Here is a 23700-nt window from a genome sequence, read left to right as displayed (position 1 = left end):
CCGGCCCCGCAGCCGCCGCCTTCCGACCTTGACAGCGAGCGGTATCTGACGGACAGTCAGAAACCATGCATCTGGCCCCCACCGAACGCCAGCAGCGGCTGCGCGCCGAACTGCGCGCCTACTTCGAGACCTTGATCCCGTCCCCGCCCCCCGAGGACCCCGCCGAACGCCGTGCCCTGCTGCGCCGCATCGGCGCGGACGGCCTGCTCGGCCTCGGCTGGCCCGTCGAGTACGGCGGTCAAGGCCGCGGCGCCGACGAGCAGTTCGTGTTCTTCGACGAGGCGTACCGGGCCGGTGCCCCCGTCTCGATGGTCACCCTGAACACGGTCGGGCCGACGCTGATGAAGTACGGCAGCGCGGAGCAGAGGGACCGCTTCCTGCCCGGCATCCTCCGCGGCGACCTCGTCTTCGCCATCGGCTACAGCGAGCCCTCGGCCGGCACCGACCTGGCCGCACTGCGCACCCGGGCGGTGCGGGACGGGGACGGCTGGCGGATCGACGGCCAGAAGATCTTCACCTCGGGCGCCCAGCACGCCGACTGGATCTGGCTCGCCTGCCGCACCGATCCCGAGGCGCCCAGGCACCGCGGCATCTCGATCCTCCTGGTCCCCACGGACGCGCCCGGGTTCTCCTGGACGCCGATCGAGACGGTGGGCGGGCAGGTCACGACGGCGACGTACTACGACGGGGTCCGGGTCCCCGCCGGTCATCTCGTCGGCACCGAGCACGACGGCTGGTCGCTCATCACCAACCAGCTCAACCACGAGCGGGTCGCCCTCGCCGCGACGGGCATGCAGGCCGAGGACTTCTACGCGGCCGCGCTCACCGCCGCCCGCACCCCCGATCCGGTGACCGGACGGCGCCGGGTTGACGAGCCGTGGATCCGTTTCCGGCTGGCCGAGGCACACGCCAGGCTGGCGGCGAACCGCCTGCTCAGCTGGCGTCTGGTGGGGGACGCGGGGGCGGGCCGGGTGCCCCCCGCGGAGGCCAGCGGGGTGAAGTTCGCGGGAACGGAATCGGCAGTCGCGACGTATCGCATGTGTCAGGAGATCGTCGGCGAGGCGGCATGGGTCCGGTCCGGTTCGCCGGGAGTGTTCGGGGACGGCGAACTGGAGCGGCTCAACAGGGCGGCGCAGATCAACACGTTCGGGGGCGGGGTGAGCGAGGTGCAGCGGGAGATCGTCGCGACCATGCGGCTCGGGATGCGGAGGGGTGGCCGTGGCCGGGGGGACTGACGAGCTGGGGGCGCGGCTCAAGGCGTACGAGGGGCAGCCGGCCTCCCGGGCGGGCACCGGCAAGGACCCGGTCAACCTGCCCATGATCCGGCACTGGTGCGAGGCCATGGGCGACACCAACCCGGCGTACGAGGGGCCGGACGCGATCGCCCCGCCCACCATGCTCCAGGCCTGGACGATGGGCGGCCTCTCCGGTAACACGGCACGCACCGGCGCGTACGACGAGATGTCCGCCCTGCTCGACGCGGCGGGCTGTGTCTCGATCGTCGCCACCGACTGCGAGCAGGAGTACCTGCGCCCGCTGCGGCCGGGCGACGAGCTGGTCTTCGACACGGTGATCGAGTCGGTGTCCGCGCGGAAGACGACGAAGCTGGGCACGGGCTACTTCGTCACCACGCGCACGGACGTCCGGATCGGCGCGGAGCTGGTGGGCGTCCACCGTCTCCGCGTCCTGAAGTACGCGCCCGCGGGGAGGCCGGCCAAGGCTCCGCCGCGCCCCCGTCCGGTGGTCAACCGGGACAACGCCGGCTTCTGGGAGGGCGTGGCCGACGAGCGGCTGCTCATCCAGCGCTGCACCGGCTGCGGCACCCTGCGCCACCCCTGGCTGCCGGGCTGCAACGTTTGCGGCTCCCTCGACTGGGACACCGTCGAGGCGTCCGGCGAGGGCACGGTCTGGTCGTACGTCGTGATGCACCACCCGCCCTTCCCGGCCTTCGACCCGCCGTACGCGGTCGGCCTGATCGAGCTCGCCGAGGGCGTGCGGATGGTGGGCAACGTGGTGGGGGTGCCGTACGACAAGGTGCGGATCGGGCTGCCGGTACGGGTGGAGTTCCGCCGGTACGAGGACGAGGGCGGGGCGTCGACCCTGCCCGTCTTCCGGGTCGCCGACACACTCGGCGCTCCCGACACACTGGGCGCTCCCGGCGCTCCCGGCGCTCCCGGCGCGGAGGCCTGACATGGACTTCACGCCCACCGAGGCGCAGGCCGAGGCCCGTGACCTGGCTGCCAGGATCTTCGGCGACCTCGCCACCCACGAGCGGCTGCGGGCGGCCGGCACCGGCAGCGACCCGGAGCTGTGGAAGGCGCTGTGCGGGGCCGGACTGGTCGCCGCGGTCGCGGAGCTGGGCCTGCTGGGACTGGTGCTCCTGCTGGAGGAGCAGGGTCGCACCACGGCCCAGGTGCCGTACGCGGCGAACTGTGTGTACGGGCAGCTGGCGATCGCCGCGCACGGCACCGACGACCAGCGGGCCCGGCTGCTGCCGGGGGTCGCGGACGGCTCGGTGGTGGTGGCCGGGGCGTTCCCCGCCCAGCAGGGGGTACGGCCCGGCGCGCGCGGCGGGCTGAGCGGCACCGCCCCCGTCGTGCCGTGGCTGCGGGACGCCACCCACGTCCTGGTTGCGGACGCCGGCGGGCGACTGTGGCTGGCGCCGCTCGGCGAGGGCACCGGCGCCCGCGTCGAGGAGGTCGAGCTGACCGCGCCCTGGTCGGCGGGGCGGCTCACCCTCGACGAGGCTCCCGCCGAGATCCTGGGCGGCGCCGGCGCCTGCGCCGACGTCCTGGCCACCGCCCGCACCGCCTTCGCCGGTCTCCAGGCGGGTGTCTGCGCGGGCTCCGTCGCCCGGGCCGTGGCCCACACCAACACCCGCGAGCAGTTCGGGCGCCCGCTCGCCACCCGGCAGGCGGTCCAGCTCCGGGCCGCCGACGCCCACATGGACACCGAGGCGATCCGGGTGACGGCGTACGAGGCGGCCTGGCGGCGGGACGCCGGTCTGCCGTACGCCACACACGCGCTGACCGCGGCCTGGTGGGCGTCCGAGGCCGGGCAGCGGGTCGTGCACACGGGCCAGCACCTGCACGGCGGTGCGGGTGCCGACGTCGGCCATCCCGTGCACCGGCACTTCCTGTGGGGCCGGCAGCTGGACGCGTATCTGGGCAGCGGGAGCGAAGTGCTCCAGGAACTGGGGGAGTTGATCGCGAGTGGGAGTTGAGACGACCCGGCCGGGGGTGGGCACCGAGCTGCCGCCGCTGGAGATCCCGATCACGCGGACGCTGATCGTGGCGGGGGCGATCGCGTCCCGGGACTACCAGGACGTGCACCACGACGCCGAGCTGGCCCGGCAGAAGGGCTCCCCCGACGTCTTCATGAACATCCTGACGACGAACGGCCTGGTCGGCCGGTACGTCACCGACTACTTCGGTCCGACGACGGAGCTCCGCAAGGTCGCCATCCGGCTCGGCGCGCCCAACTACCCGGGGGACACGATGGTGCTGACCGGCCGGATCGAGGAGCTGGACGGCGAGCGCGGGACGGCGACGGTCCGGGTGGTCGGCGCGAACGGCCTCGGCAATCACGTGACCGGCACGGTGACCCTCACCTTCGCCGACGCCACGGTGACCGTCACCCTCACCGACGAGGCGGGGTCATGAGCGCGCGGGGCCGGGACTCGCTCGGCGGGCGGGCGGCGGTCGTCGGCATCGGGGCCACCGAGTTCTCCAAGGACTCGGGGCGCAGCGAGCTGCGGCTGGCGGCGGAGGCGGTGCGGGCCGCGCTGGACGACGCGGGGCTGGCCCCGGCGGACGTGGACGGCATGGTGACGTTCACGATGGACACCAGCCCGGAGATCACCGTGGCGCAGGCCTGCGGGATCGGCGAGCTGTCCTTCTTCTCCCGCGTCCACTACGGCGGTGGCGCGGCCTGCGCGACCGTCCAGCAGGCGGCGCTGGCGGTGGCGACCGGGATCGCCGAGGTGGTGGTCTGCTACCGCGCCTTCAACGAGCGGTCGGGCCGCCGTTTCGGCTCGGGCGTGCAGCGCCGGGAGCCGTCGGCGGAGGGCGCGGCGCTGGGCTGGGTGCTGCCGTTCGGGCTGCTCACCCCGGCGTCCTGGGTGGCGATGGCGGCGCAGCGCTACCTGCACGCGTACGGGCTGACCCCGGAGGTGTTCGGGCACGTGGCGGTGACCGGCCGCGCGTACGCGGCGACCAACCCGGCCGCCTGGTTCCACGGCCGGCCCATCACCCTCGCGGACCACGCGGCCTCCCGCTGGATCGTCGAGCCGCTCCGTCTCCTGGACTGCTGCCAGGAGACGGACGGCGGCCAGGCCCTCGTCGTCACGTCGGTGGAGCGGGCGCGCGACCTGCCGCATCCGCCCGCGGTGATCGCGGCGGCCGCGCAGGGGGCCGGCCGGGCCCAGGAGCAGATGACCAGCTTCTACCGGGACGACCTGACCGGGCTGCCGGAGATGGGCGTGGTGGCCCGCCAGCTGTGGCGCACCAGCGGACTCGCCCCGGCCGACATCGACGTGGGGATCCTGTACGACCACTTCACCCCGTTCGTGCTGATGCAGCTGGAGGAGTTCGGGTTCTGCGGGCGGGGGGAGGCGGCGGACTTCGTCGCCGGGGCGCGGCTGCCGCTGAACACCCACGGGGGACAGCTCGGGGAGGCGTACCTGCACGGGATGAACGGCGTGGCGGAGGGGGTGCGCCAGCTGCGCGGCACCGCCGTGAACCCGATACCGGGGGCGGACCGGGTCCTGGTGACGGCCGGTACGGGCGTACCGACGTCCGGGCTGGTCCTGACCTCGGACGGGTGAGGCCCGGCCCCCCTGCGGTTCTCCCCCTCAGGGGTAAACCCGCAGGAGCTCCACCCGTACTCCACCTTCAGGAGGTGTAGGCAGCCCCACCCCTACAACCTGAGGGGGACGCGGCTTCGGGACCTGCGGCCGATCCGCGGTGACAACGCCCGCTCATAGCGTGGAGCCATGACCACACCCGTCTGCACCAGCGCTTCGGACGCCGCCGCTGTCTCGGCGCGGCAGACCCGCTCGCACACCCGCCCCTCCTACCCGTCGTTCGCGTCGTACGTCAGAGCCCGCCAGCCCGTCCTGCTGCGCACCGCCCGGTCGCTGACCGCGAACCCGAGCGATGCCGAGGACCTTCTCCAGACCGCGCTCGCCAAGACCTACGTGGCCTGGGAGCGGATCGAGGACCACCGGGCCCTCGACGGCTATGTGCGCCGGGCACTGCTGAACACGCGGACCTCGCAGTGGCGCAAGCGCCGGGTCGACGAGTTCGTCTGCGACGAGATGCCCGAGCCCGAGCCGTTGCCCGGCGAGGACGACCCGGCCGAACGGCAGGCGCTGCACGACGCGATGTGGCGGGCGATCATGAAACTCCCGGCGCGGCAGCGGGCGATGGTGGTGCTGCGGTACTACGAGGACCTGAGCGAGGTGCAGACGGCCGAGGTGCTCGGGGTCTCGGTGGGCACGGTGAAGTCGGCCGTGTCGCGTGCGCTCGGCAAGCTGCGCGAGGACCCGGAGCTGGACCTCGCACGCTAGCGGCCCGGCCGACGAGGCGTGCGCGACACCCGGGAACGTCCGGGGTGTTCGAAGCGTCCGAACAGGCTTTGTTGGCTTTCTCCTAGTGACATACCGCACGGTATGTGAGCAGAATCAGCGCAGCCCCTTTACCACCGAGTAGGCAATGTCGCCCCCGGGAGGACGCCGTGCTGAGCACCATGCAGGACGTACCGCTGCTGATCTCAAGGATCCTGACCCACGGGTCGAGGGTTCACGGCACGTCACAGGTGATCACCTGGACCGGCGAGGGCGAGCCGCACCGCCGCAGCTTCGCCGAGATCGGCGACCGAGCCGCCCAGCTGGCGCACGCCCTGCGGGACGACCTCGGAGTTCAGGGCGACGACCGTGTGGCCACCCTGATGTGGAACAACGCCGAGCACACCGAGGCGTACTTCGCGATCCCCTCCATGGGCGCGGTCCTGCACACCCTCAACCTCCGCCTGCCGGCCGAGCAACTGGTCTGGATCGTCAACCACGCGGCGGACAAGGTCGTCCTCGTCAACGGCTCGCTGCTCCCGATGATCGCGCCCTTGCTGCCCAGGCTGCCGACCGTCGAGCACATCGTGGTCTCCGGTCCGGGCGACCGTTCGCTCCTCGCCGACGCGACCGCGGCCGTGCACGAGTACGAGGAGCTCCTCGCGGGCAGGCCGACCGGCTACGACTGGCCGGAGCTCGACGAGCGCCGGGCCGCCGCCATGTGCTACACCTCCGGCACGACCGGCGACCCCAAGGGCGTGGTGTACAGCCACCGTTCGATCTACCTGCACTCCATGCAGGTCAACATGACCCAGTCGATGGGCCTGACCGACCAGGACGTCTCCCTGGTCGTGGTGCCGCAGTTCCACGTCAACGCCTGGGGCCTGCCGCACGCCATCTTCATGACCGGCGTCAACCTGCTGATGCCGGACCGCTTCCTGCAGCCCGGCCCGCTCGCCGAGATGATCGAGCGTGAGCGCCCCACGCACGCGGCCGCGGTCCCCACCATCTGGCAGGGCCTGCTCGGCGAGCTCACCGCCCGCCCCCGGGACGTCTCCTCCCTCACCCAGGTCACCATCGGCGGCGCCGCCTGCCCGCCCTCCCTCATGGCGGCCTTCGACAAGCTGGGCATGCGGGTCTGCCACGCCTGGGGCATGACCGAGACCTCCCCGCTCGGCACCGTCGCCCGCCCGCCGGCCCACGCGGTCGGCACCGCCGAGGAGTTCGCGTACCGCCTCACCCAGGGCCGCTTCCCGGCCAGTGTCGAGGCCCGGCTCAGCGGCCCCGGCGGCGAACGCCTCCCCTGGGACGGCGAGTCGGCGGGCGAGCTGGAGGTGCGCGGCCCCTGGATCGCGGGCGCCTACTACAACGGCCCCGACGCCGAACCCCTGCGTCCCGAGGACAAGTTCAGCGAGGACGGCTGGCTGAAGACCGGCGACGTCGGCACCATCTCCGCCGACGGCTTCCTCACCCTCACCGACCGGGCGAAGGACGTCATCAAGTCCGGCGGCGAGTGGATCTCCTCGGTCGAGCTGGAGAACGCGCTGATGTCCCACCCGGACGTCGCCGAGGCCGCGGTGGTGGCCGTACCGGACGAGAAGTGGGGCGAGCGCCCGCTGGCCACGGTCGTCCTGCGCGAGGGTTCCACCGCCACCTTCGAGACCCTGCGCGTCTTCCTCGCCGAGGAGGGCAAGATCGCCAGGTGGCAGCTCCCCGAGCGCTGGACGGTGATCGAGTCGGTGCCGAAGACGAGCGTCGGCAAGTTCGACAAGAAGGTGCTCAGGAGGCGGTACGCCGACGGGGAGCTGGACGTCACCAGCCTGTGAACGCCCCGGGCGGGGAACTGCTGTCGGCCGGCCGCGGGTGGTCCGTGGCCGGTCGCGCAGTTCCTGCCCCCGGCCTTCGACCGGGGGTACCCCCACCGCCCCTTTCGGGGCGCTTCAGTGAGCCCTAGTTCGTACCGATCCGCGCCAGCAAGTCCACGATCCGGCTCTGCACCTCGGCACTCGTCGACCGCTCCGCCAGGAACAGCACCGTCTCCCCCGACGCCAACCGCGGCAGGTCAGCCTGGTCCACCGCCGCCGTGTAGACGACCAGCGGCGTCCGGTTCAGCTGCCCGTTCGCCCGCAGCCAGTCGATGATCCCGGCCTGCCTGCGGTGCACCTGCATCAGGTCCATCACCACCAGGTTCGGCCGCAGCTGCCCGGCCAGCGTCACCGCGTCCGCGTCGCTCGCCGCCCGCGCCACCTGCATCCCGCGCCGCTCCAGCGTCGAGGTCAGCGCGAGCGCGATCTCCGCGTGCTCCTCGATCAGCAGCACCCGCGGCGGGTGCTGCTCGCTGTCCCGGGGCGCGAGCGCCTTGAGCAGCACGGCGGGATCGGCGCCGTAGGCCGCCTCGCGCGTCGCCTGTCCGAGACCGGCGGTGACCATCACCGGCACCTCGGCCGCCACCGCCGCCTGCCGCAGCGACTGCAGCGCGGTCCGGGTGATCGGGCCGGTCAGCGGGTCCACGAACAGCGCCGCGGGGAACGCGGCGATCTGTGCGTCGACCTCCTCACGGGAGTTCACGATCACCGGCCGGTAGCCGCGGTCGCTCAGCTCCTGCTGGGTGGTGACGTCCGGCGCGGGCCACACCAGCAGCCGGCGCGGGTTGTCCAGCGGCTCCGGGGGCAGCTCGTCGTCCATCGGCTGCGGGCGCGGCGGGTCCGCGACCTCGACCGCTCCACCCGGACCGTCCAGCGGCTCCGGGCCCTCGGCGGCGTTCACGTCGGGTGCGCCTATCGCGTACGACCGGCCACCGCCCTCGGTGGCCCCCACCAGCCGGGACTGCCCGGCCGGCGACGGCTGCGGCAGCGGCTGGGCGGCGACCGGCTGCTCGGCCGGCAGATGCGGCCGGGCGGACTGCGCGGCCCGGGCCGGCTGTTCGGTCCCCGGCTGCTCGGCGGCGCCCGGGTCGGGACGCGTGCCCAGCTTGCGGCGCCGCCCGTTGCCGCCCGGCTGGTGCGGGGGCGGCGTCGGCGTCGGCTGCTGCACCTGCGCGGCCTGCCGCGAGAACGGCACCCCCTGCCCCAGCGTCCGCACGCTGAACGCCCGGCCCTGCGTGGAGTCCGGATCGACCGGCGCCGGTGCGGCCGCCTCGGCGGGCAACGGCTGCGCGGCACGCGCCGGTTGGGCGGCGGGGGCGTCGTCGGCTCCCGGCCACTGCTGCGGTACGGGCGCCACCGGCGCGGCCTCCGCCGGAAGCGGGAGCGGGAGCGGCTGGGCGGGAACCGGCGCGGCCCCGGCGGCCGGGGCGGGCTGCCCCGGGGCCACCGGAGCAGCGGCCGGCGGCTGCGGCGGCTGCGGTTGCGGCTGGTTCTGTGCCGTCTGTGCCGCCTGCGCCGGTACGGCCGCGCCGGGGGCGCCGGGGGCGCCTGCCGCCGGGACGCCGGGGACACCGGCCGGCGCGACGACCTGGGCCGCCGGGGCGCCGGTCTGCGCCGGGACGCCCTGCGGCTGTGCGGGCTGGACGGGGACGCCCTGCGGCTGCCCCGGCTGCGGTCCGGGAGCGGTGGCCTGCGCGGGCACCGTCGGTACCGCCGCGGCGGCCGGGGCGTTCTCGGCCGGCGGCCGGCCGACCGCCCGCCGCCGGCGGCCCGTCGGGGCGTCGGTGGGGTGCGGCTGCGGCGGGGTGTGGTCCTCGGATCGGTCGTGCGCCACGGCGTCGTGCCGGCCCTCGTCGCCGGCCACCTCCGTCGCTTCCGTCGCCCGGACCGGCTCGGGGGCGCGGTCGGCCGCCGCGGGCGGCAGCGCGAAGACCGGGCGGGGCCCGGCCTGCTGCTGCTCCGCCCGCTCGGCCGCGGCGGCCAGCGCACGTCGTCGCCGCCCGCCGGACTGGCTCTCGTCGAACACCGGCTCGGCCGCCTGCCCGGCCGCCTGCTCGGACGGCGCCGAGGGCAGCGCGGGCTGCAGTGCCTGCCGCTCGTCGGGCTCGCGCCGGGCGCGCCGGCGCCGCCGCCCGGTGGGCGCGGCGGGGGCCTCGCCCTCGGCGCCCGCCTCGCCGGGAACGTCGCTCTCCAGGAAGGCGTCCACGGAGGACCGCCGGGCCCGCCGCCGGCCGCCGGCACCGGTGTCGTCGGCGGCCGGGACGAGGTCCAGTTCGGCACCGGGCGGCGGGGGCACCGCGCCGGCGCCGCCCCCGATCGGCACCTCCAGCACGAACGCGCTGCCGCTCATGCCGGGCACCTCGTGGGTCTGCAGCACGCCGCCGTGGGCCCGTACGATCCCGCGCACGATCGGCTCGTGCACCGGGTCTCCCCCGGCGTAGGGACCGCGCACCTCGATCCGGACGACCTCGCCGCGCTGCGCCGCCGCGACCACGACGGTGTTGTCCATGTAGCCGCCCGCGGAGACGGGCGCGTTGCCGGTCGCGTCGACCCCTGCCACGTCCGCGACGAGATGCGCGAGCGCGACGGCCAGCCGCTGCGGGTCCACCTCGGCCTCGATGGGCGGCGCGTGCACGGCGAACTGCACCCGTCCGGGGCCGATCAGCTCCACCGCCCCGTCCACACCGGCGGCGACGACGGCGTCGAGCATGACCTTCGTGCGGTGGATGTCCTCCGAGCCCGCGTCCAGCCGCTGGTAGCCGAGCACGTTGTCGATGAGCTGGGTGATCCGCGAGTAACCGGCGGAGAGGTGGTGGAGCACCTGGTTGGCCTCGGGCCACAGCTGCCCGGCGTCGTCGGCGGCGAGCGCGGCCAGTTCCCGGCGCAGCTCGTCGAGGGGCCCGCGCAGCGACTGCGCGAGCAGCGTCAGCAGCTGCTCGTGGCGCCCGGAGAGGGCCTCGTACCGGTCCTTCTCGCGCTCGCCGAGGGCCGCGTACCGGTCCTCGCCTGCCGCCAGCTCCTCGGCGTGCCGTTCGAGCAGCTCCTCGACCTCGGTGACGTGTTTCTGGCGCAGCGCGGTCAGGTCGGAGGCGTGTTCCTCGGAGAGCCGCTCCAGCTCGTCGGCGTGCGTCTTCTCCTGGGCCGTCTTCTCGTCGACGACGGAGTCGTAGGGCCGTCGGTCGGTGAACGTCATCACGGCGCCGACCAGCTGGTCGCCGTCGCGCACCGGCGCGGTCGTCAGGTCGACCGGCACCTTCTTGTCGCCCTTGGCCCACAGCACCTGCCCGCGCACCCGGTGCTTGCGCCCGGAGCGCAGGGTGTCGGCGAGCGGCGACTCGGCGTACGGGAAGGGGGACCCGTCGGCGCGGGAGTGCAGCACGAGGTCGTGCAGCTCCTTGCCGCCGAGCTCACCGGCCCGGTACCCCAGTATCTGGGCGGCGGCCGGGTTCACGAGGACGATCCGCCCGTCGGTGTCCGTCCCTACGACGCCCTCGCTCGCCGCCCGCAGGATCATCTCGGTCTGCCGCTGCGAGCGGGCCAGCTCGGCCTCGGTGTCGACGGTGCCGGTCAGGTCGCGGACGACGAGCATCAGCAGCTCGTCGCCGCTGTAGCCGTAACCGTCGTAGGCCTGCTGTCCGTTCTCCAGGTTGGCGCTGGTGACCTCGACCGGGAACTCGGTCCCGTCGGTGCGCCGGGCGATCATCCGGGTCGGCTTGGTCCGCCCCCGCGGGTCCATGTGGTCGGGCCGCCGCATGGATCCCGGGATGAGCCGGGAGTCGAACTGGGGGAGCAGGTCGAGCAGCCCGCGTCCCACCAGCGCGGTGCCCGGGGTCTCGAAGGCCTCCAGGGCGATGGTGTTCGCGTTGACGACGGTGCCGTTGGCGTTGACCAGCACCAACGCATCCGGCAGCGCGTCCAGTATGGCTGCGAGGCGAGCAGCGCCTCGGGATGGCCTGCTGCTCACGAGACGCTTCCTCCCTGTTACCGCACCTTGCCGACCGCTCGGGCCATCTTGCCAACCGGCCCGCGGCGTGTCACGCGAGGGAGTCTAAAGGCACCGGTTGCGCTCGCGACGCCGGATGAGAGGGAGGTCGCACGACGAAGTGACGGCGAACATGTGACCGACACGCCTCGCCTCCGCCATACCTTCGCGAGACTTTTGCGGGAGCGGGGCCGCGCCCGTGCGGCGCCTGTGCCCGCCCTTGGCGGCCGAGGCCCGTACGTCAGCCGGGATCACCCGATGTGCCCTGATCGGGGAGCAGGGGCACCAGCCGGTCCCAGCGGCCGATCTCGCAGCCGTTGCTGCGGTCGTACGTCGCGTCGACCGGGCGGCCGGCCCAGGTCCCGGTGACACGGGCGGTGGCCGGGCCGCCGTAGAGCATGGTGCAGACGGTGCCCGGGGCGACCGGTGCGAAGGTGTCCCGGCCCCAGCGGGTGTTCCGGTCCAGCACCTGGCAGGCCCCGGCCACGTCCGGGTGGCTGCCGGCGCCGGGGTGACAGGACAGCTCGTACGTCCCGTCCCGCCCGTTCCCGGTGTGGCGGACGGTGACGGTGAGGTGGTCGCCCGCGACGGCGGCGGAGGCGGGCAGGGCGGGTACGGATCCGAGGACGGCGGCGACGGCCCCGAGGGCGCCCCGCACGGCGAAGTGCGACATGTCCTGCCCAACGCGCACCCCGGCCGGACGTTGCGCGACGCCCCCGCCGGAGGGGAGGGCTTTGCCCTGTGGCCCGGCTGCCTAGTACCGTGGGAGCCGATTGGTGACAGCACGCTCGACTGTGTCATCATCTGCACGCACCACTCGCGCTCACGCGGGCGGCTGTGCTGGAGGCGTCGCCTAGTCCGGTCTATGGCGCCGCACTGCTAATGCGGTTTGGGCCTTAAAGCCCATCGAGGGTTCAAATCCCTCCGCCTCCGCATCCGACTCAGGGAGTCCAACCGTTCAGGTCTGGGCTCCCTGATTCGCGTTCGGGACGTTTCCGCAGCTCACAAGGGGTGCGCCTAACGGATTTCACATGGCGGCGGCAGTCATGTAATGTTCTTCCTGTCGCCGAGAGCGGGCCGGAAGGGCCGGGAGCGGGGACAGAAAAACAAAACAACAAGCACTCGTAGCTTAACGGATAGAGCATCTGACTACGGATCAGAAGGTTGCAGGTTCGAATCCTGCCGAGTGCACAGAGATCAAAGGCCCCGGATCACTCCGGGGCCTTTGGCGTTCCGGTGGCCGACTGGCCTCCGGGCTGCCACCCGCCCCGCCCCCCCCCGGAGACGTTTTGCCCAGGTGTGGCCCGCCGTCATGGGTCACACCGCCCTGAAGAGGGGAAGGCTCATGGTGACGTGGGGTGGAACCGCCGGGGACGTCACGTCGCTCCGGAGGACTTGAGGCCAGGGCCGATGAGATCAGGCCGCACCCGGGCCGACGGCCCCTGCGTGCTGGCCCTCGATTGATCCGTGTGCTTCCCTGAGACGAGAACTGGACAGCGCTACCTCTTCCGCAACCCGGCGCCCGGCGCCGCCGGTTGCGGCCCGACGCAGGTTGACATCCGCGGGGTTCGGAACACCGGCCGAGGTCCGCGGGGCGAGGAGCACGGGGGGTTCATGGAGACGTCAGCGGCTGACGTGGAGATCGACTTCGACGTGGTGAACCTCAGCGGTTCCGCGAATCTGGATCTGGAGGAACTGCCAAAGAACGCTCTTGGCCGGTCCATACGGCGGGTTCGGCGGGACACTCTGGAGCATCGCGCAGTGGACGTGTCCATGTTCACGTCGGCGCTCTGATGGGTGCGTAGACAGCGGGGACCGCGTGGCAGGAGGTGGCACGTGCGTGATGCGAACCCCTTCGTCGAATGGGTGGTCAAGGTCGCCCAGCCGTGCAATCTGGCATGCGACTACTGCTACGTGTACGAGACGGCCGATCACAGCTGGCGGCACAAACCGACGGTCATGGCCCCCGGGACCGCGGACCAGCTGGCCCGCCGCATCGCCGAGCACGCCAGGCGCCACGCCCTGCCCCGGGTCCGGGTGACCCTGCACGGGGGCGAGCCCCTGCTCGCCGGCCCGTCGCGAATCGAACACCTGCTGGACGTACTGGAGTTGGAGCTCCACGACACGGCTGAGTGTGATATCTCCGTGCAGAGCAATGCGACTCTTCTGAATCCCTTATGGATGGACCTGTTCCGCCGACACGGGGTCTCGGTGGGCGTCAGTCTTGATGGCGGTCGCGAGGCCAACGACCGCCACAGGCGTGCCAGGAACGGGCGAGGCAGCCACGCCGCCGTCCAGAGGGGATTGGAACTCTTGAGGAGACCCGAGAACAAGGCGCTGTTCGCGGGCCTGCTCTGCACGGTGGACCTGGACAACCCGCCGCTCGACGTCTTCGAGTCGCTGCTCGCGCACGAGCCGCCGGCCGTCAACTTCCTGCTGCCGCACGCCACCTGGGAGCACCCCCCGCCCGGCCACGACCCGGATCGCACACCGTATGCGAACTGGCTCCTGGCGGTGTTCGAAAGGTGGTACACAGCACCGAGTCAGGAGACCGGCGTCCGCCTGTTCGAGGATCTCGTGGACCTCGCGCTCGGCGGTGAGGTGCGCTCGGAGAGCACGGGGCTGGCCGACACCGACTTCCTGGTGGTCGAGACCGACGGGACGATCGAGTTATCCGATTCCCTGAAGGTCACACAGGACGGCGGCGCGGCCACCGGTCTCGACATCTTCGCCCACGACTTCGACACCGCCGCGCGGCACCCGGCCGTGGCCGACGCCCGCCGCGGGGGCCTGGCGGCGCTCGCGGACGTGTGCCGCGGCTGTGAGGTCGTCCGGCTGTGCGGCGGCGGCCTCCGTGCCCACCGCTTCCGCCCGGACAACGGTTTCGCCAACGCCAGTGTGTACTGCGCCGACCTGCGCGTGCTCATCACCCGGATCCGGGACCGCGTCGTGGCCGACGCCGGCGCCCTGCTCGGGAGCAGGTCGTGACGGCCCCGGCGCCCCTGCGCATGACCGTCGAGGACTTCGCGGGCCTGGCGGCCTGCCGGCCGTCCCCGACCGCCCTGCGGGTCCTGCGGGAAGGCCAGGTCTCCCGGCGCCTGCTGATGCTGATGAGCGTCGCCGACGCGGCCCGGAGCGGCATGCCGGAGTTCTGGGAGTCCTGGGGGGCGGCGGCCTGGGAGCTGTGCCTGCGGGCACGCGGCACGGACGTCCGGGCCTTCGAGGACGTACTGCTCCACCCCCATGTCGGTGTCTGGCTGGGCCGTTGCCTGCGGGACCTGGACGACCCGAGTGCCGCCGACCGGGCGGCCGCCGAATGCGCCAGGCTGACCGGTCTGGCGGCCGCCGCCGCGTTACGGGCCGGACTCCGCCCGCACCTCGCCCTTCCGGCACCCGGCTCCCTGGTCTGGCTGCCCACGCTGGGCAGCGTCCGGTCGGCCGAGGACACGCGGGAGGTCCGGCTGCGGGGTGACGTCCTGGAGCTCGCCGGGCGGTCCGTGGCCCTGCTGGAGCGGGACGAGCCCGCCCCCGGTGACCCGGCCCTGTGCGCCCCGCGTCCCCTGACCGCCACGCCCCCGGGAGACGCGCCGCCGCTGTCGGTGGTCCTGGAGGACACGGACCCCTACCGGGACGCGCACCGCCATCCGGTGCTGCCCCGCCAGACGGCCGCGGAACTGCGTGCCTGGCAGGTGTCGGTGGCCTCGGCGTGGGACGTGGTGACCCGCCTCGTCCCGGAACGGGCGGCGTCCTGCGCCGCCCTGTGGAGGGCGCTCGTGCCGCTGCGGCCGCCGTGGACCGGGCGGGGGGTGAGTTCCTCGGCGCGCGAGGCCTACGGGGCGATCGCGGCCTCCTACACCACCGATCCGGTACGGCTGGCCGAGACGGTCGCGCACGAGAGTGCGCACATCGCTTTCGGGGCCCTCGCCGATCTGGTCGATCTCGCGGATCCCGGGGACCGCACACTGCAGCAGGTCGGCTGGCGGGAGGACGCCCGCCCCGTCGGGTCCGTGCTCACGGGAACCCATGCGCATCTGGCGCTCCTGGAGTTCTGGCGCCGTCGCCACCGGGAGCTGAGCGGCATGCAGGCCCGTGCCGCGCGGGCGCGTCTGCACCACTACGGGCGGCAGGTCGCGGACGCCCTGGGGATCCTGCAAGTCCATCCCGCACTCACGCCCGTCGGGGCCCGATTCGTCGCGAGCATGGCGGACGAGGCGGCGCGCTGCGGCTTCCCGGTGCGTCCGCCACCCTCCCTGCGCCGCAGTGGTCCCCCACCCGTTCGGGTGGCGTCGCGGCAGGCGCCGAACCTGACGCGAAGGCGCGGCGCTTCCTCCCCTGTACAGGGCGTGGCGGGCCCGGGCCGTGGCACGGCCGGGTGCGGTGGGAAGACGTCCGACGAAACGACACCGGGGGCGGGCTGATATATGAGGACGCGGTGGCAGGGCGGAAACGCGACGGCGCGGCGGAAGGCCGCGAACGCGCAGCGAGCGGCGAGACCGCGTGGCCCGGGTGCATCAGCAGATTTTCGCCATGTCCGGAACAAACATCGACGTGGTGCCGGTGGTGACGAGTCGCGCGGAGTGTGCCCCGCAACCACTCGGACCGTCCGCCGGTCCGGCTCGCCCCGGGACCGCGTTGCGCCAATGGAGCAGCCATCGTGAGCCACTTCTACTTGAGTCACGTTCGCACCGTCGACGAGGAGTGGGTGGCGTCGTTCTTTCACGACCTCTGCCGGGTCGTGGCCCAGCGCACGGGACGCTCCCCGGACGTCGTGGGGGTCCGTGGGCAGCCGCACTCGTCGGAGGTGTCGGTGGATCTGCTGGGCCGGTCCACCGTCCTGGTCGTGCTGCACTCGCCCCGCTATTTCAGCCAGTCGTACTGCCGGGCCGAGCTGTCCTACTTCCAGCGGCGCCTCAACATGCAGCGGTCCAGGACCGGGCACAGTGCGGACGCGGTCGTCCCCGTCATGTGGGAGCCCGACCCGGCGCACGCACTGGACGCCGTCCTCCCGTACCCGCCCCTCGGCGTGCGGTCCCAGGCCTACCGGCGTGACGGGCTGCTGCACCTGCTGCGGCTGAAGGCGCGCTACCGGTCCGACTACGAGGAGGTGCTGAGGGCCACCGCCGACCGCATAGTCGTAGCCGCCGAACAGCTTCCGGAGGTGCACGGGTTCGATGCCGCCGGCAGCCATTCCCCCCTCGGTGCGCCCGTTCCGGCCGGCGGCCAGGCGGTGAGCTTCGTCGTGGCGTCCACGGCCGAGGACGACCTGCCCGAGGAGCGGCGCTCCAGCCAGTACTACGGGAAGACGGCCCTGGACTGGTCGCCCTACGCTCCGGGGGAGCACGAGGCACTGGTCGCGCTGGTGAAGAACACCGCCACCGCCCTCGACTTCACCGCGACCGTGCTGCCGCTGGACCAGGAGACCGTCGACCGGATCAGCGGGGAAGGCGCCCCCGAGCAGCTCGTCGTGCTCCTCGTGGACGCCTGGGCGGCTTTGCGGCGGGAGAAACGCCTGCTGCTGGCGGCCGTCGACGACCGCAGCCCCGACGCGACCACGGCGCTCGAACCCAGGTCCCGCGACGACACCGAGTCCCTCGAACAGACCGTCACCCTCGACGAACTCCTGGACCGCACGCTCCCCCTGATGCGCGGGCAGCACAGCGAGTACGACCGCTGGGGGCTGCCGGACGCGGAGAGCTTCACCTCCTCCCTGCGCAAGGTCCTCATCCGCCTCCAGAACGAGGCGCTCAAGTCCGTGGAGCCCGTTCGGTCACCGGCCACGCCGGCCGAAGGTCTCCGCACGTTTCCCCTGCTCGGAAGGTATTCCTCATGACGTTCGACTCGGGTGACGCCGGCACCCGCGAGTCCGGCACGATCGTCACGTTCTACTCGTTCAAGGGCGGCACCGGCCGCACCATGGCCCTGGCGAACGTGGCCTGGATCCTGGCCAGCAACGGCAAACGCGTGCTGGCGATGGACTGGGACCTGGAGGCTCCGGGGCTGCACCGCTACTTCGCCCCCTTCCTCGGCGACCCGGAACTCGACTCCACGCCCGGTCTCATCGACCTGATCCGCGGGTTCGACCTGGCCAGGCCGAGGCCCGCCGACGGCGACTACAGCCCGTACGCGAGGGTGGAGCGCTTCGCCTCGACGCTGGCGTGGAGCTTCGACAGCGGCGGCTACGTCGACTTCGTCTCCCCGGGGCGGAAGACCCCCGAGTACTCCGAGACGATCAACACGTACGACTGGAAGGGGTTCTACGACCGCCGGGGCGGCGCGGCCTTCCTGCACGCCCTGCGCGAGGACATGCGGCGCAACTACGACTACGCCCTGATCGACAGCCGGACGGGCTGGAGCGACACCTCCGGCATAACCACGATGGTCATGCCCGACGTGATGGTCGACTGCTTCACGCTGAACACCCAGTCGGTGGACGGCAGCGCCAGCGTGGCCGGCGACGTTCGGCGCACGGTCCCGCACGTCAAGATCCTCCCCGTGCCCATGCGGGTGGAGGACGCCGAGCAGGAGAAGCTGGTGATCAGCCGGGGCCATGCCCGCCAGCGGTTCCAGGAGTTCCTGAAGGACACGCCGCGGGCCGCGGACCCCGACGGCTACTGGGGTGCGGTGGAGATCCCCTACAAGCCGTTCTTCGCCTACGAGGAGGTGCTGGCCACCGTCGCGGACACGCCCCGCCAGCCCGCCTCGCTGCTGGGCGCCTACGAACGCCTCACCTCGGTGATCACGGACGGTCAGGTGACGGCCCTGCGGCCGGTCGAGGAGCCGGTGCGCAGGCAGCTGCTCGCCCGCTTCCAGCGGGTGCCGGTACCCGGCGGCCGTCTGGTGCCCCGGGTGCGGGTCGACTACGCGCTGCGCGACGGCGCCTGGGCGGAGTGGATCGCGGCCCAGTTGCAGGCCGTGGGCATCGCCGTGTCGCTGCGCGGGAGCAGCCCCTCCGTGCCGCTGTCCAGCGGACCGGCGGACGGTGCCGACGTGGTCGTGGCCCTGCTGTCGCCCGACTTCGCGACCACGCCGGTCGCCGACGAGGTACGCGCTCTGGCGGCGGCTCCCGAAGGGCCCAGGATCATAGGGCTGCGCACGCGGGAGCATCAGCCCGAGCCGGCGCTGCGCGGGCTGCCGGGATTCACCCTGGTGGACGTGTCCGCCGCGCAGGTGCTCAGCAAGTTCTTCGGCCTGCTGGAACTCGAGGCGCCGGCCGCCGAGGTCGGAGACGGGCTCACCTATCCGGGTCTGGCCCCCCGCATCTTCAACGTGCCCCGCCGCAACAACGCCTTCACCGGCCGCGACGTACAGCTGGACCGGCTGCGGTCCGAACTCAGTTCCGAATCGCTGCGCGCGGAAACACCGGTCGGCAGGGTCTTCCTGTACGGCCTCGGCGGGATCGGAAAGACCCAGATCGCGCAGGAGTACGTCCACCGGTACGGTTCGCAGTACGACCTCGTGCACTGGGTTCCGGCCGAACAGCCGAACCGCATTCCGCAGCTCCTCGCGGAACTCGGACTGGAACTGGGAATTCCGGGCGACACGGTCGACGAACGTGCCCAGGCAACCGTGACAGCGCTGAAAAACGGAGATCATGGTCGTTGGTTGCTGGTTTTCGACAACATCACCGAGAACCAGGGCATGAACGGAGAGACCCAGGACCGGGACGAGGTAGACATGACAGTGGAGCGGTACCTTCCCGCCGAGGGGCCGGGACACGTCATCCTCACCGCCCGGCGGTCGCCCCACGAGGAGAACCAGACCGCCGTGGAGGTCGACGCCTTCAACAGGTCCGAGAGCATCGCCCTGCTGCGCCGCAGGGTGGACGGACTCTCCGCGGACGACGCCGACCGGATCGCCGAGACGCTCGGCGACTTCCCGATGGCCATGGAACTCGCGGCGGCCTGGCTGCGGCAGACCGCCATGCCCCTGGACACCTACCTCGAACAGGTCAACAGCCGGGTCAGCACGGTGCTGAGCGGCACCGGCGGCACCGGCGGCAGTGGTGACAGCCAGCAGGAGTCCCTGCTGGCGGTCTGGCGGCTGACCGTCGACCGGCTCGGCAACGAGCGGCCCGCGGCGGTCCGGCTCCTCGAACTGTGCGCCTTCCTGTCACCCGAGCCGATCGCGCACTCCCTCCTCTACAGCGACGCCATGCGCAACCGGCTCGCCGAGGAGACCGGCGACGAGTCCGTGCTCGACCCCATGGTGATGGGGTACCTGATCCGGGACCTCGGGCGGTACGCGCTGGCCACGGTGGACCAGCAGAGCGGCTCCATCCAGGTGCACCGACTGGTCCAGGCCGCGGTGCGCGAATGGCTGAAGGAGGACCCCGAGCGCGAGGAACGCACGCGGCGCCAGGCACAGCTCGTGCTGGCCGGAGCGCTGCCCTCGGCCTCCCTCGCGGAGGACAGCGTCACCGTCCGGCAGCGTTTCGCCGAGCTGCTGCCGCACCTGGAACCCTCCGAGGCGCTGACCAACACCGACGCGCGGGTGTGCGAGTGGGTCATCCGCCAGGTCCGCAACCAGTGGCGGATCGGCGACCACCGGGCGGCCGCCGCGCTGGGGCAGAAGGCGCTCGACATCTGGACGGACTCCCTCGGCGCGGACCACCACCTCAGGCTGCGGCTGGCCGCCCAGGTGGCCAACCCGCTGCGTTCCCAGGGCCGTTACCGGGACGCCCACGCCCTGGACGCCGACACCCTGCAGCGTCAGCGGGCGCAGCTCGGCGAGGACGACGGCTACACCCTGGTGACCGCGCGCAACTACGGCGCCGACCTGCGTGGCCTCGGCCGCTACCAGGAGGCCTACGACGAGGACGACAGGACCTACCAGCTCTACCTGAACAGCCAGCACTTCGGCGTGGACCACGAGGACACCCTGCGGGCCGCGAACAACCTCGGCGTCTCGCTCATCCTGGCCGGCAGGTCCGCGGACGCCCTGAAACGCGCGACCGAGACCTACCAGCGGTCCCGGCAGGCACTGGGGCTCCAGCACGTGCTCACCTGGTCCTTCGCGGGAAGCGTGGCGCTGGACCGCCGGGAGACGGGGGACTACCAGGGCTCCCTCGACCTGCTCATCGAGATCCGCAAGCGGTTCGTCAACATCCTGAAGGACGAGCAGTCCGACGACGTGCTGCGCACCGACGCGTCCCTCGCGGTGACCCAGCGCCGCCTCGGCAACTACGCCGAGGCGGAGGCCCTGACGCGGTCCACCCTGAACGTGTACCGGCAGCGCTACGGCGAAGCGCATCCCGACACCATGTCGTGCACCGCGAATCTCGCCTGCGACCTGCTCGCCCTGTCGCTGGTGGACCCGGTCCGCGGCGCGGAGGCGGTGGACCTCGGGAAGCAGAACTTCGAGCGCTACCGCGAGCGCCTCGGCGCGGACCACCCCTTCACCCTGTCGGCCGCCACCAACCTGGTGGCCATCCTCAGGAACCGCGGCGAGACCGAGCCGGCGATGGAACTCGCCGACGAGTCGCTCCCGCTCCTCGTCGAGCGGCTGGGCGCCTCCCACCCCGCCACCGTCGCCTGCCGCGCCAACCGGGCCGGTGTGCTGTCCGCGCTGGGCCGGTACGACGAGGCGCTGGCCCAGGACGAGGAGGCCCGCGAGACCTATCGCGCCCACTACCGCAACCACCACCCCCGGGTGCTGTGCGCGGAGTACAACGTCGCCCTCGGCCGCAGCCTGATGGGGGACGACAACACCGCCCAGGGCGTCCGCGGGGCGGTGCTGGCCGCCGAGCGGGAGTTCGGGCCGCACCATCCCCTGGTCCGGGTGATGAGCGACCGGAAGCGGATCGACTTCGACCTGGAGATGCCGCCGACCTGAGCCCGGCCGTGCGTGCGGCCGCCCCGGCTCGGCGCCGGGGCGGCCACGGCACCTCCGCGTCAACTCCACTTTCTCCAGTCCTCATTGACGAACCGCTCGGTCCCGTCTCCGGGAAGTCAGGGTGATCGCCGTCGACAGCCCCCTCGACCACGCCGAACTCGTGGCCCAGTTGCGTGCGTTGGGAGTCCGGTCCGGGGACACGCTGCTCGTGCACGCGTCCCTGAGCGCCGTCGGGCCGGTGCGGGGGCGGGCGTCCACCGTCGCCGACTCCCTGCTGGAGACGCTGGGTCCGGACGGCACCCTCGTCGTCTACACCCAGACTCCCGACAACTCCGACCCCTCCCGCTGGCCCGTCACCCGGGGGTATGCCGTGCCGGCGGAGGAGTGGCCCCGGCTGCGCGCGACCCTGCCCGCCTTCGACCGCGAGCGAACCCCGAGCTTCCGGGTCGGGGTGCTGCCGGAGGAGGTGCGCACTCGCCCCGGGGCGCTGCGCAGCGGCCACCCGCAGAGTTCGTTCGCGGCGCTGGGCCCGGCGGCCGAGCGGATCACCGCCGGGCACGCCCTGGACTGTCACCTGGGCGAGGACTCCCCCCTCGCCCGCCTCGAGGAACTGGGCGCCCGCATCCTGCTGCTGGGCGTGGGCTACTCCGTGTGCACCGCCTTCCACCTGGCCGAGTACCGGGTGCCGGGCCGCGGCAGCCGCCTGTACGGCTGTGCGGTCGCCGACGGCCCGCAGGGACGGCGCTGGCACCGCTACCGGGACGTGGACTTCGACGCGTCGGACTTCCCGGCGCTCGGCCGCTCCTACGCGTCGCTGCCGGAGCGTCCGGTGACCCGCGGCCGGGTGGGGGCCGCCGACAGTCTGCTGTTCGACCTCGCGCCGGCCGTGGCGTACGCGGAGAGGTGGCTGGTCGAACACCGGCCGGGCGGCGGTCTCAGCAGGGTTCCGCCGGGTCGTTCCTGTTGAGCTTCTCCGGACAGCTGTGGGCCAGTGCGGTGGCACGGGTGAACCAGTCGGTGAGGATGGCGAGTTCGTCGGGGGTGTAGTCGGCGAACAGTTCGGTGAGGCGGGCGTGGTGGCCGGCGTGGACCGCCTCGACGCGGGTGACGGCCTCCGGGACCGCGGCGACCCGGACCCGGCGGCGGTCGTCGGGGTCGGGGCGGCGGGTGACGTAGCCCGCGCGTTCCAGGCGGTTGAGGATGCCCGTCACCGCGCCGGTCGTCACGTGGGCGCGGGCGGCCAGGTCGCCCGCGGTCAGCAGGGCGTCGCCCGCCTCCAGGACGAAGGCGAAGCAGGTGAGGTCCGCGATGCTCAGCCCGAGCCGCCGGGCCAGTTCCTGCCGGCCGATCACGTGGGCCGCGATGAGGTGGTCCATGGCGGACAGTGCCCGGGCCGGGTCCGCGGGCGGTCGCGGCTTGCCGTGCATCGTTGTTCCCGTCTCCGTGCGGATCCGCAGATTCCCTTAGCGCGTGAGAGGTATGGGGAGTAAATTTCTCACTCGGTGAGGGATTCTAGTCGCCCTCGCGTCGGACTGGGTGTTTCCGCTGCCTATGAAGGGGAGGCGGGTACGTGAGTCAGCACGACGAAGGCCACACGGTGGCAGGGTGGACAGGTACCGCGATCGCGACCGTCGGGAGCGGCCTGCTGGGGCTGGGCGTGTGTACGGTCTCGGCCGCCGCCCTGGTCGCGGGGCTCGCGGTGTGCGCCGTGAGCGTCCTGGTCACCTGGTACCTGCATCTCGCCGGCCGGGGCAAGCCGCCGGGCCCGCGCCCCCGGGCGCAGTGGCCCCTCCGGGTCCGGGACACCGGCGCCCGCGACGGTCACCCCGGCTGCGTCTCGTGCCGGCTCGCGGGCCGGGGGCGCCGTACCGCGTCCGCGCTCCGGCCGGTCGCCGGCGCCGGCGAGACGGAGCCGGCGACAAGCACCAGATGAACCTCGGCTGCCCCGCCCGGAGTCGCGCACCAGGGCGTGCGGCTCCGGGCGGGGTCCTGCCGAATCAGCGGGAAAGCACTCTCCGGCGCCGACCGGCGTGCGTCGAACCGCTCACGCGGTGCCGCGTCACCCCGTCCAGCGCCCCATGTCGGTGATGCTCTTGACGGCGCCGTAGTCCTTGTAGCTGCCCTTCTCGTCGGCCTGGTAGGGAGCCTCGTACTCGCCGCCGCCGTGTGTCCACACGATGTCGATCCACTCGGCGTGGCCGCAGGTGTTGTGGAAGTACACCGTGGTGGTGACGTCTCCGTCGGCCCAGGACCAGTTGAAGCAGCCGGCCGTTCCGGTGTGCTTGCTCATGGGCTGCATCTCGGCCGCCGATGCGGGCGCGCCCGCGGCGCCGAGCGCGATCAGCGCGGCGGCGCTCGCCAGCACGGTACGAAGTCTTGTCGTCATGCGAGTCGATACCTCCTGGGCGGAGTTCCGGCGTGACCGGAATCCGCGTCGTCCGATGAGGGGTGGGGGG

Annotated in this window: 18 protein-coding genes and 2 tRNA genes; 16 read left to right on the top strand and 4 right to left on the bottom strand. The window is 72.9% G+C overall.

What is annotated here, in order from left to right:
* The first annotated feature begins 65 nt into the window (after positions 1-65).
* From AB0472_RS05570 to AB0472_RS05540, 7 genes are all read left to right on the top strand, one after another.
* Complete coding sequence (locus AB0472_RS05570; protein ID WP_366353646.1) at positions 66-1235, top strand: acyl-CoA dehydrogenase family protein; 1170 nt, start codon at positions 66-68, stop codon at positions 1233-1235.
* Positions 1219-2190 carry a bifunctional MaoC family dehydratase N-terminal/OB-fold nucleic acid binding domain-containing protein gene (locus tag AB0472_RS05565; protein WP_366353645.1) on the top strand — a complete coding sequence of 324 codons (972 nt, stop codon included), beginning with the start codon at positions 1219-1221 and terminating at the stop codon, positions 2188-2190. Before AB0472_RS05570 ends, AB0472_RS05565 begins: the two co-directional genes overlap by 17 nt.
* 1 nt (position 2191) lies before the next feature.
* Positions 2192-3223 (top strand): acyl-CoA dehydrogenase family protein, encoded by a 1032-nt coding sequence (locus AB0472_RS05560; RefSeq protein WP_366353643.1) that lies wholly within the window; start codon positions 2192-2194, stop codon positions 3221-3223.
* A complete protein-coding gene (locus tag AB0472_RS05555) occupies positions 3213-3662 on the top strand; it encodes a MaoC family dehydratase (RefSeq protein WP_366353641.1) in 450 nt (149 codons plus the stop codon). Before AB0472_RS05560 ends, AB0472_RS05555 begins: the two co-directional genes overlap by 11 nt.
* On the top strand, positions 3659-4825 hold the full coding sequence (locus AB0472_RS05550; RefSeq protein ID WP_366353639.1) for a lipid-transfer protein: 1167 nt from the start codon (positions 3659-3661) through the stop codon (positions 4823-4825). Before AB0472_RS05555 ends, AB0472_RS05550 begins: the two co-directional genes overlap by 4 nt.
* A 168-nt stretch (positions 4826-4993) precedes the next feature.
* A complete protein-coding gene (locus AB0472_RS05545; protein ID WP_366353638.1) occupies positions 4994-5569 on the top strand; it encodes a SigE family RNA polymerase sigma factor in 576 nt (191 codons plus the stop codon).
* A gap of 167 nt (positions 5570-5736) precedes the next feature.
* Positions 5737-7392 (top strand): long-chain fatty acid--CoA ligase, encoded by a 1656-nt coding sequence (locus AB0472_RS05540; protein ID WP_366353636.1) that lies wholly within the window; start codon positions 5737-5739, stop codon positions 7390-7392.
* A 124-nt stretch (positions 7393-7516) separates the two neighbouring features.
* Here the strand turns inward: AB0472_RS05540 and AB0472_RS05535 are convergent, their stop codons facing one another.
* Together AB0472_RS05535 and AB0472_RS05530 are read right to left on the bottom strand one after the other, a co-directional pair.
* On the bottom strand, positions 7517-11395 hold the full coding sequence (locus tag AB0472_RS05535) for a PAS domain-containing protein (protein ID WP_366353634.1): 3879 nt from the start codon (positions 11393-11395) through the stop codon (positions 7517-7519).
* Positions 11396-11654: 259 nt separating this feature from the next.
* The gene (locus tag AB0472_RS05530; RefSeq protein WP_366353632.1) at positions 11655-12086 is read right to left on the bottom strand and encodes an SSI family serine proteinase inhibitor; all 432 of its coding nucleotides are present in this window, start codon (positions 12084-12086) and stop codon (positions 11655-11657) included.
* Positions 12087-12255: 169 nt separating this feature from the next.
* Here AB0472_RS05530 and AB0472_RS05525 point away from each other — a divergent pair.
* From AB0472_RS05525 to AB0472_RS05490, 8 genes are all read left to right on the top strand, one after another.
* Positions 12256-12346, top strand: a tRNA-Ser gene (locus AB0472_RS05525).
* A 185-nt stretch (positions 12347-12531) separates the two neighbouring features.
* Positions 12532-12604 (top strand) — tRNA-Arg (locus AB0472_RS05520).
* A 423-nt stretch (positions 12605-13027) separates the two neighbouring features.
* Positions 13028-13207, top strand: coding sequence for an FxSxx-COOH cyclophane-containing RiPP peptide (gene fxsA / locus AB0472_RS05515; RefSeq protein ID WP_366353630.1), 180 nt, complete (start codon positions 13028-13030; stop codon positions 13205-13207).
* Between the two features lie 42 nt (positions 13208-13249).
* Positions 13250-14401, top strand: coding sequence for an FxsB family cyclophane-forming radical SAM/SPASM peptide maturase (locus AB0472_RS05510; RefSeq protein ID WP_366353628.1), 1152 nt, complete (start codon positions 13250-13252; stop codon positions 14399-14401).
* Entirely contained in the window at positions 14398-15831 is a 1434-nt protein-coding gene (locus tag AB0472_RS05505) for an HEXXH motif-containing putative peptide modification protein (RefSeq protein WP_366353626.1), read from the top strand. Before AB0472_RS05510 ends, AB0472_RS05505 begins: the two co-directional genes overlap by 4 nt.
* 236 nt (positions 15832-16067) lie before the next feature.
* Positions 16068-17243, top strand: a complete 1176-nt coding sequence (gene fsxC / locus AB0472_RS05500) for an FxsC protein (protein WP_366353625.1) — start codon at positions 16068-16070, stop codon at positions 17241-17243.
* Positions 17240-21244 carry an FxSxx-COOH system tetratricopeptide repeat protein gene (fxsT, locus tag AB0472_RS05495; protein ID WP_366353624.1) on the top strand — a complete coding sequence of 1335 codons (4005 nt, stop codon included), beginning with the start codon at positions 17240-17242 and terminating at the stop codon, positions 21242-21244. Before fsxC ends, fxsT begins: the two co-directional genes overlap by 4 nt.
* Before the next feature lie 121 nt (positions 21245-21365).
* Positions 21366-22211 carry an AAC(3) family N-acetyltransferase gene (locus AB0472_RS05490; protein WP_366353622.1) on the top strand — a complete coding sequence of 282 codons (846 nt, stop codon included), beginning with the start codon at positions 21366-21368 and terminating at the stop codon, positions 22209-22211.
* Here AB0472_RS05490 and AB0472_RS05485 read toward each other — a convergent pair.
* A complete protein-coding gene (locus tag AB0472_RS05485; protein WP_366353621.1) occupies positions 22180-22671 on the bottom strand; it encodes a MarR family transcriptional regulator in 492 nt (163 codons plus the stop codon). The genes AB0472_RS05490 and AB0472_RS05485 overlap by 32 nt on opposite strands.
* Before the next feature lie 143 nt (positions 22672-22814).
* On the opposite strand from AB0472_RS05485, the gene AB0472_RS05480 reads away from it, so the two are divergent.
* Positions 22815-23177, top strand: a complete 363-nt coding sequence (locus AB0472_RS05480; protein WP_366353619.1) for an HGxxPAAW family protein — start codon at positions 22815-22817, stop codon at positions 23175-23177.
* A gap of 126 nt (positions 23178-23303) precedes the next feature.
* Here the strand turns inward: AB0472_RS05480 and AB0472_RS05475 are convergent, their stop codons facing one another.
* A complete protein-coding gene (locus AB0472_RS05475; RefSeq protein ID WP_366353617.1) occupies positions 23304-23630 on the bottom strand; it encodes a hypothetical protein in 327 nt (108 codons plus the stop codon).
* Positions 23631-23700: the final 70 nt, after the last annotated feature.

Source organism: Streptomyces sp. NPDC086777 (genome assembly GCF_040702065.1).
In the GTDB taxonomy this organism is placed as follows: Bacteria; Actinomycetota; Actinomycetes; order Streptomycetales; family Streptomycetaceae; genus Streptomyces.
The sequence above is the reverse complement of the archived record's forward strand: the minus strand, read 5'-3'. Positions and strand labels throughout refer to the sequence as shown.

Excerpts from the sequence above, each read along its gene's own strand:
- fxsT (WP_366353624.1), top strand. The coding sequence starts at position 17,240 with ATGACGTTCGACTCGGGTGACGCCGGCACCCGCGAGTCCGGCACGATC.
- AB0472_RS05560 (WP_366353643.1), top strand. The coding sequence starts at position 2,192 with ATGGACTTCACGCCCACCGAGGCGCAGGCCGAGGCCCGTGACCTGGCT.
- AB0472_RS05475 (WP_366353617.1), bottom strand. The coding sequence starts at position 23,630 with ATGACGACAAGACTTCGTACCGTGCTGGCGAGCGCCGCCGCGCTGATC.
- AB0472_RS05550 (WP_366353639.1), top strand. The coding sequence starts at position 3,659 with ATGAGCGCGCGGGGCCGGGACTCGCTCGGCGGGCGGGCGGCGGTCGTC.
- AB0472_RS05530 (WP_366353632.1), bottom strand. The coding sequence starts at position 12,086 with ATGTCGCACTTCGCCGTGCGGGGCGCCCTCGGGGCCGTCGCCGCCGTC.
- fxsA (WP_366353630.1), top strand. The coding sequence starts at position 13,028 with ATGGAGACGTCAGCGGCTGACGTGGAGATCGACTTCGACGTGGTGAAC.
- AB0472_RS05545 (WP_366353638.1), top strand. The coding sequence starts at position 4,994 with ATGACCACACCCGTCTGCACCAGCGCTTCGGACGCCGCCGCTGTCTCG.
- AB0472_RS05570 (WP_366353646.1), top strand. The coding sequence starts at position 66 with ATGCATCTGGCCCCCACCGAACGCCAGCAGCGGCTGCGCGCCGAACTG.
- AB0472_RS05485 (WP_366353621.1), bottom strand. The coding sequence starts at position 22,671 with ATGCACGGCAAGCCGCGACCGCCCGCGGACCCGGCCCGGGCACTGTCC.